This window comes from Streptomyces sp. NPDC058964, assembly GCF_042741275.1.
GTDB lineage: Bacteria > Actinomycetota > Actinomycetes > Streptomycetales > Streptomycetaceae > Streptomyces.
Map to the genome: position 1 here is coordinate 1 of NZ_JBHYKH010000197.1, position 6202 is coordinate 6202.

Here is a 6202-nt window from a genome sequence, read left to right on the forward strand (position 1 = left end):
GGCGCGATCCTCCCCCCCCCACCTCCGGCGGCGGGGGCGGGGGGGGGGGGGGGGGGGCCCCCCCCCCACCGCTCGCCCAAGACCGGGCTGCGCGAAACTCTGGCCGATCGGACCGGTCCTGAGCAACCACTACACGCAGCTGTGACTTGTTCAACAAGGTTTCGTAATCACAAAGTGGATCTCTGCCGACGGAACGGACGGCCCTGATCATCACCCCCGAGACGGGGCGATAGATGTAAGGGACCGACATCCTCCTCAGCGACGAGAACCCCGCTCGGCACTTCACCGGGCAGCAGGACGAGAGTTGCTTGTCCGGCCCATACCTTCGAATCGAACACAGCGAAGACGTGGCGGCGGGGCCGTCACCGCACACGAGGGGGCAATCCCGTCATGGGGAACGGAGAGACGCGGGTGCGGGGCCTGGCCGCCCGGGCCGGCGGCTGGAGCGCCCGGCACCGCTGGGCCGCCGTCGGCATCTGGGTACTGTTCGTCGTCCTGGCCATGGGACTCGGTTCGGCGGCGGGCCGGGTCGACGTGAACGAGTCCGACCAGCTCAAGGGCGAGACGCACACCGCCGCGAAGATCATCGACGACGCCGGGATCAAGGAGCCGGCCGGTGAGACGGTCCTGGTCCAGTCGAAGGACGGTTCCGTCAAAGCCACGGACGCCGAGTTCAAGGCGGCCGTCGCCGATGTGGTGAAGGCGGTCGAGGGCACCGGCAGGGTCACGGGCGTGAAGTCGCCGTACGACACCGGGACGATCGCGAAGGACGGCCGCAGCGCGCTGGTTCAGTTCGACATGCGCGGCGACGCCGACACCGCCGCCGACCGGGTCGAGCCGGTACTGAAGGCCGTCTCCGGGGTGCAGAAGGACCACGGGACGCTGCGGGTCGAGGAGATCGGCTCCGCCAGCATGCAGAAGCAGTACAAGGACGCCTTCGGCGACGACTTCCAGAAGGCCGAGTACTCCGCCGTGCCGGTGGCCCTCGGCATTCTCCTCATAGCCTTCGGCGCACTGGTGGCCGCGCTGCTGCCGGTGGCGCTGGCGATCACCGCGATCATGGCGACGATGGGTCTGATGGGCATCGTCAGCCATCTGCAGCCGATGAGCGACACCGCGAACTCCGTGATGCTGCTGGTCGGCATGGCGGTCGGCGTCGACTACTGCCTGTTCTACCTGCGCCGGGAGCGCGAGGAGCGCGAGGCCGGGCGAACCGCCGGGGCCGCGCTGCGGATCGCCGCCGCCACCAGCGGCCGCGCGATCATCGTCTCCGGTGTCACGGTGTGCGTGGCGATGGCGGGCATGCTGTTCACCGGGCTCCCCGAGTTCGAGGCGATGGGCCTGGCCTCGCTGATGGTCGTGGCGGTCGCCATGGTCGGTTCCGTGACCGTCCTGCCCGCGCTGCTGTCCCTGCTGGGCGAGCGCGTCGAGAAGGGCCGGATCCCGTTCCTGCGCCGCCGCAAGCGTGCCGGCGGCACGGAGAGCCGGTTCTGGACCGCCGTCCTGCGGGGCGTGCTCGCCAAGCCCGTGCTCTCCGTCGTGGTCGCGACGGGCGCGCTGCTGGCCGTGGCCGCCCCCGCGCTGGGCATGAAGACCTCGCAGCTCACGCTGGACCAGGAGTTCGGCGACTCGCTGCCGATCGTGCAGACCTACGACCGGGTCAACGAGGCCTTCCCGGGCGGCTCCGAGCCTGCCTCGGTGGTCGTCAGGGCGAAGGACATCAACGCGCCCGAGGTGCGGCAGGCACTGGCCGACTTCAAGAAGCAGGCCATCGACTCGGGCGCCTCTCAGGGCCCGATCACCGTCACGCTGCACGACGCCCAGAACGTCGCGCTGGTGTCCGTACCGCTGGTCGGCGGCTCCGACATGGGCAAGGCGACCAAGAGCCTGGAGAAGCTGCGCGACGAGGTGCGGCCCGCCACGCTCGGCAAGGTCGACGGCGTCGAGGCGCCGGTCACCGGACAGGTCGCGGGCAACCACGACTTCAACGACCAGCTGATCGGCTCCGTCGTCCCGGTCTTCGCCTTCGTGGTCGTCTTCGCCTTCCTGCTGATGCTGCTGTCCTTCCGCTCGCTGACGGTCGCGATCACCTCCATCCTGCTGAACCTGCTGTCGGTGGGTGCGGCCTACGGCATCCTCGTCGCCGTGTTCCAGCACGGCTGGGGCGCCTCGCTGGTGGGCGCGGAAGGCGTCGGCGCCATCGTGACCTGGCTGCCGCTGTTCCTCTTCGTGATCCTGTTCGGCCTGTCGATGGACTACCACGTGTTCGTGGTCTCCCGGATCCGCGAGGCGCGGTTGCGCGGACGTACGACGAAGGACGCCATCCAGCACGGTGTGGTCACCACGGCGGGTGTCGTCACCAGCGCCGCGGTCATCATGGTCGCCGTGTTCGCGATCTTCGGAACGCTGTCCATGCAGTCCATGAAGCAGATGGGCGTCGGCCTGGCCGCCGCGGTGCTCATCGACGCGACGGTCATCCGTGGTGTGCTGCTGCCCGCCGTGATGGCGCTGCTCGGCGAGCGCAACTGGTACCTGCCGAAGTGGCTGCACCGGATGCCCGACCTCACCCACGACGAGTCGCCGGAGGCGGTCGCGCCGCCGGTGGCGGACGAGAACGAACCGGTGAGGGTCTGAGCCCTGCCGCGGTGAGGGTCTGAACCCTGCTGATTCGAGGGCCCGTTGGTCTCCTGGGGGAACCAACGGGCCCTCATTCGTGCCCTCGGTGCATCGGTGCCCGCGTCGCCGCCGCGGTCAGCGCTGATACCGCGCCAGGACCAGGTTGCCGTCGCTCTCCAGGCGGTGCCGCAACTCGCCCAGTCCGATGGCCCCGCTGTAGTACTCCTGGAGGGCCGGGGTGGCCACCTTGTCCTTCCACTCCGGGTAGCCGCGCACGGACTGGGCGGGTGCCGGACGAAGACGCGCGGCCAGGGCGGTTCCGGTGGCCCAGCCGTACTTCGCGGTGTGCAGGGCCGGGTCCTTCAGTGCCTGCGTGCCGGTGGGCAGCATCCAGTCCCCCAGCGCCAGGCGCACCATGTTGCGCGGCCGGAGCAGGAAGTCGACGAACTCCATGGCCTCCTTCTTGTGGGGGCTGTCCTCGGCTATCGAGAGTGTCTGCGGGCTGACGCCCTGGGTGAGCCCGTCGGCACCGGCCGGAGCGGGCAGCACCTCCCACTCGAAGCCCTTCGGCGCCTGCTGCGCGATCTGCTGCCGGTACGAGAAACCCAGCGGGACCATCGCGTACCTGCCCCCGAAGAAGCCGGGCAGCGTGTCCGAGCCCCCGCTGCCCAGCGTCGAGGCCGGTGCGCTGTGATCCGTGCCGAGCTGCTCCCGAATGGTGCGCGGCACCACCTGGTCGCCCGGCCCGAAGCGCACGGCCACCCTGCCGTCCGCGCCCCGGTGGAACAGCCGCCCGCCCGCCGACAGCGACAGGTTGAGGGTCGCGGAGACCGGGTCCTTGAGCGGCCAGGCCACGCCGTATCCGCCTGCGGCGCTGAGCCGCTCGGCGATCCGCCGGAACTCGCCCCAGTCCCAGGGGCGTTCCGGGGTCGGTGTGCGCACACCCGACTTCCGCAGCCAGGCCGCGTTGGCGATGAGCACCCGGGGCTCCTGGAGGAAGGGCACGCCGTACACGCCCTTGCCGAAGGCCGCCGTCTCCCAGCTCTCCTTCGGGATGTCGGACCTGAGGCGGGCGGGCAGCAGACCGGTCAGATCGGCGAGGTAGCCGCCGTAGGCGAAGTCCGCGAGATCGTCGGAGGCGTCGTGGATGACGTCCGGCGCCTCCCCGCCCTCGAAGGAGGTGAGCAACTGGTCGTGGACGCCGTCCCAGCTGCCCTGGACGTACTCGACCCTGACGGCCGGGTGGGCCGCGTTCCACTCCCTCACGAGCTCCTTGTTGACCGCGACGGACTCCTGCTGCCAGGCCAGGGACTGGAAACGCAGGGTGATCCGGCCGTCGTCAAGCCCGCCGCCCGAGGAGCAGCCCGCGAGGAGCAGGAGGAGGGCGGCGGCCGCGGCCGCGATCCTGGCCCGCATCAGCTCTTCACCGCCCCGGCGAGCATCCCGCCCGTGATCCGCCGCTGGACGACCGCGAAGACCACCAGCGAGGGCAGCGTCGCGAGGAACGCGGCCGCCGCCAGCGGTCCGAGGTCGGCGACGCCCTCCGCGCCGATGAAGTGGGTGAGGACGACCGGGAGGGTCTGCTTGTCCGGAGTCTTCAGCAGCACCAGCGCGAAGAAGAACTCGTTCCACGCGGTGACGAAGGCGAAGAGCGCCGTCGCCACGATCCCCGGTGCGAGGAGCGGCGCGGTCACCGAAACCAGTGTGCGCAGCCGCCCGGCCCCGTCGACCGCCGCGGCCTCCTCCAGCTCGGCCGGCACCGCCCGCACGTACCCGATGAGCATCCACAGCGCGAACGGCAGCGCCCACACCACGTAGACCATGACCAGTCCCGGCAGGGAGTCGATCAGCCGCAGGTTCTTCAGCACCAGGAACAGCGGGATGATCACCAGAACGAAGGGGAACGCCTGGCTGACCACCACCCATCCCGAGACCGCCCGGGACAACGGGGTGCGACGGCGGGCCACGACGTACGCCAGCGGAGTCGCGACCAGTACGGCGATCACCGCGGCCCCGAGCGCGGCGAGCAGCGAGTTGAGCGCGGCGTGCAGCAGCGGCTGCTCGTCGAAGGCCTGCCGGAAGTTGGCGACGGTCGGGTCCCCGGGGATCCACGTGGGGTGCAGGCTGCCCAGCTCACGGGGCGACTTGAAGGCGGTGGAGAGCAGCCACAGGAAGGGGAAGGCCAGGAAGACGAGGTACGCGAGCAGAGCAGCGTACTGACCGATGCGCGCTCCGGTGCGCGTTCTCACGCCTCCTCGCCTCCTCGTAGCCGGCCCACGAGGAAGACGGCGAGGAGTACCGAGATCACCGCGACCATCGCACATCCCATCGCCGCCGCGTAGCCGAACTGTCCGTAGCGGAAGGCCTCTTCATAGGCGAACAGGCTGGGCAGCCGGGTGCGGCCGCCGGGTCCGCCGCTGGTCAGCACATAGACCAGGGCGAAGGAGTTGAAGTTCCAGATGAGGTTGAGCGCGGTGATGGCCAGGGCCACGGGTCTGAGGGCGGGCCAGGTGACCGTGCGGAACCGGCGCCAGGCGCCCGCGCCGTCCACCGCGGCCGCCTCGTGGAGTTCGCGCGGTGTGTTCTGCAACCCGGCGAGCAGGGCGACGGTCGTCTGCGGCATCCCGGCCCACACGCCGACGACGACCACCGCGGGCAGGGCGGTGGACAGACCGCTGAGCCAGTCCCGGCCGTCACCCAGGCCGAGGTCGCGCAGGGTCTCGTTGAGGACGCCCGCGTCCGGGTTGTAGACCAGCCGCCACATGATGCCGACCACGACCTCGGGCATCGCCCACGGGACGATCGCCAGGGCGCGGGCGAGCCACCGCAGGCGCAGGTCCTGGTCGAGCAGCAGGGCGAGGCCCAGCGCCAGCAGGAACTGCGGTGCGGTCACCCCGACCGCCCACACCAGGCCGATCCGGAACGACTCCCAGAACAGCGTGTCGTGCAGCAGGTCCTGGAAGTTGAGGCCGCCGATCCACCGGGTGGGCGCGGTCCGGCCGGACTGGGCGTCGGTGAACGCCAGCAGGATCCCGTACAGCAGCGGTCCGACGCTCAGCACGAGGATCGGGATCAGCGCGGGCAGCACCAGGAGCCAGGCGCCGTGACCGGCGGGACGCCCCGCCGGTCTCCTCGCACTGGTCACCGATGCCACGGAATCTCCCCCTCTGCGCGGCGCGGCCGGGCCCGGTCATGGTCGTGAAGGGGGTGGGTCGCGTCAAGGGACCGTGCACCCGGTCCGACCTGTGCTGATGCGAGACTGGCCGTCGGATGGCGAGATCCTTGCGCCACCACGAGGTCGAGCACGGAGGCGGAGGATGGACGAGGCACGGGCGCGGGACGTACTGGCCCTGGCGGGGGTGCTGCCGGGCGCGGCACCGGACGCGCGGCTCCTCGCCCTGGGCGAGAACGCGGTGTTCGCCGCCGGTGACCTGGTCGTCAAGGTGGGCCGCGACGCGGAGCTGCTGGACCGGGCCCGGCGCGAGCTGGCGGTCGCCGGATGGCTGGCCGAGGCGGGCGTGCCGGCGGTACGGGCGGCCGAGGCCGGGGCGCTTCTGGTGGCTGTCTCTTCTCCACATCTCCGAGC

General features: G+C 71.0%; 4 protein-coding genes and 1 pseudogene. 2 read left to right on the forward strand and 3 right to left on the reverse strand.

Features of this window, described 5'->3' with window-relative positions:
- The first annotated feature begins 390 nt into the window (after positions 1–390).
- A complete protein-coding gene (locus ACFW2E_RS23495; RefSeq protein WP_384469040.1) occupies positions 391–2634 on the forward strand; it encodes an MMPL family transporter in 2244 nt (747 codons plus the stop codon).
- Positions 2635–2751: 117 nt separating this feature from the next.
- Here the strand turns inward: ACFW2E_RS23495 and ACFW2E_RS23500 are convergent, their stop codons facing one another.
- The 3 genes from ACFW2E_RS23500 to ACFW2E_RS23510 are packed head-to-tail and all read right to left on the reverse strand — an operon-like array spanning position 2752 to position 5770.
- A complete protein-coding gene (locus ACFW2E_RS23500) occupies positions 2752–4032 on the reverse strand; it encodes an ABC transporter substrate-binding protein (RefSeq protein WP_384469041.1) in 1281 nt (426 codons plus the stop codon).
- On the reverse strand, positions 4032–4865 hold the full coding sequence (locus tag ACFW2E_RS23505; RefSeq protein WP_384469042.1) for a carbohydrate ABC transporter permease: 834 nt from the start codon (positions 4863–4865) through the stop codon (positions 4032–4034). The genes ACFW2E_RS23500 and ACFW2E_RS23505 overlap by 1 nt, the downstream gene beginning before the upstream one ends.
- Positions 4862–5770, reverse strand: coding sequence for a carbohydrate ABC transporter permease (locus tag ACFW2E_RS23510; protein WP_384469043.1), 909 nt, complete (start codon positions 5768–5770; stop codon positions 4862–4864). The genes ACFW2E_RS23505 and ACFW2E_RS23510 overlap by 4 nt, the downstream gene beginning before the upstream one ends.
- Before the next feature lie 163 nt (positions 5771–5933).
- Between ACFW2E_RS23510 and ACFW2E_RS23515 the strand changes: the two are divergent.
- Positions 5934–6202 (forward strand): annotated as a pseudogene (locus ACFW2E_RS23515) (aminoglycoside phosphotransferase family protein); the annotation flags it as partial.

Excerpts from the sequence above, each read along its gene's own strand:
- ACFW2E_RS23500 (WP_384469041.1), bottom strand. The coding sequence starts at position 4,032 with ATGCGGGCCAGGATCGCGGCCGCGGCCGCCGCCCTCCTCCTGCTCCTC.
- ACFW2E_RS23495 (WP_384469040.1), top strand. The coding sequence starts at position 391 with ATGGGGAACGGAGAGACGCGGGTGCGGGGCCTGGCCGCCCGGGCCGGC.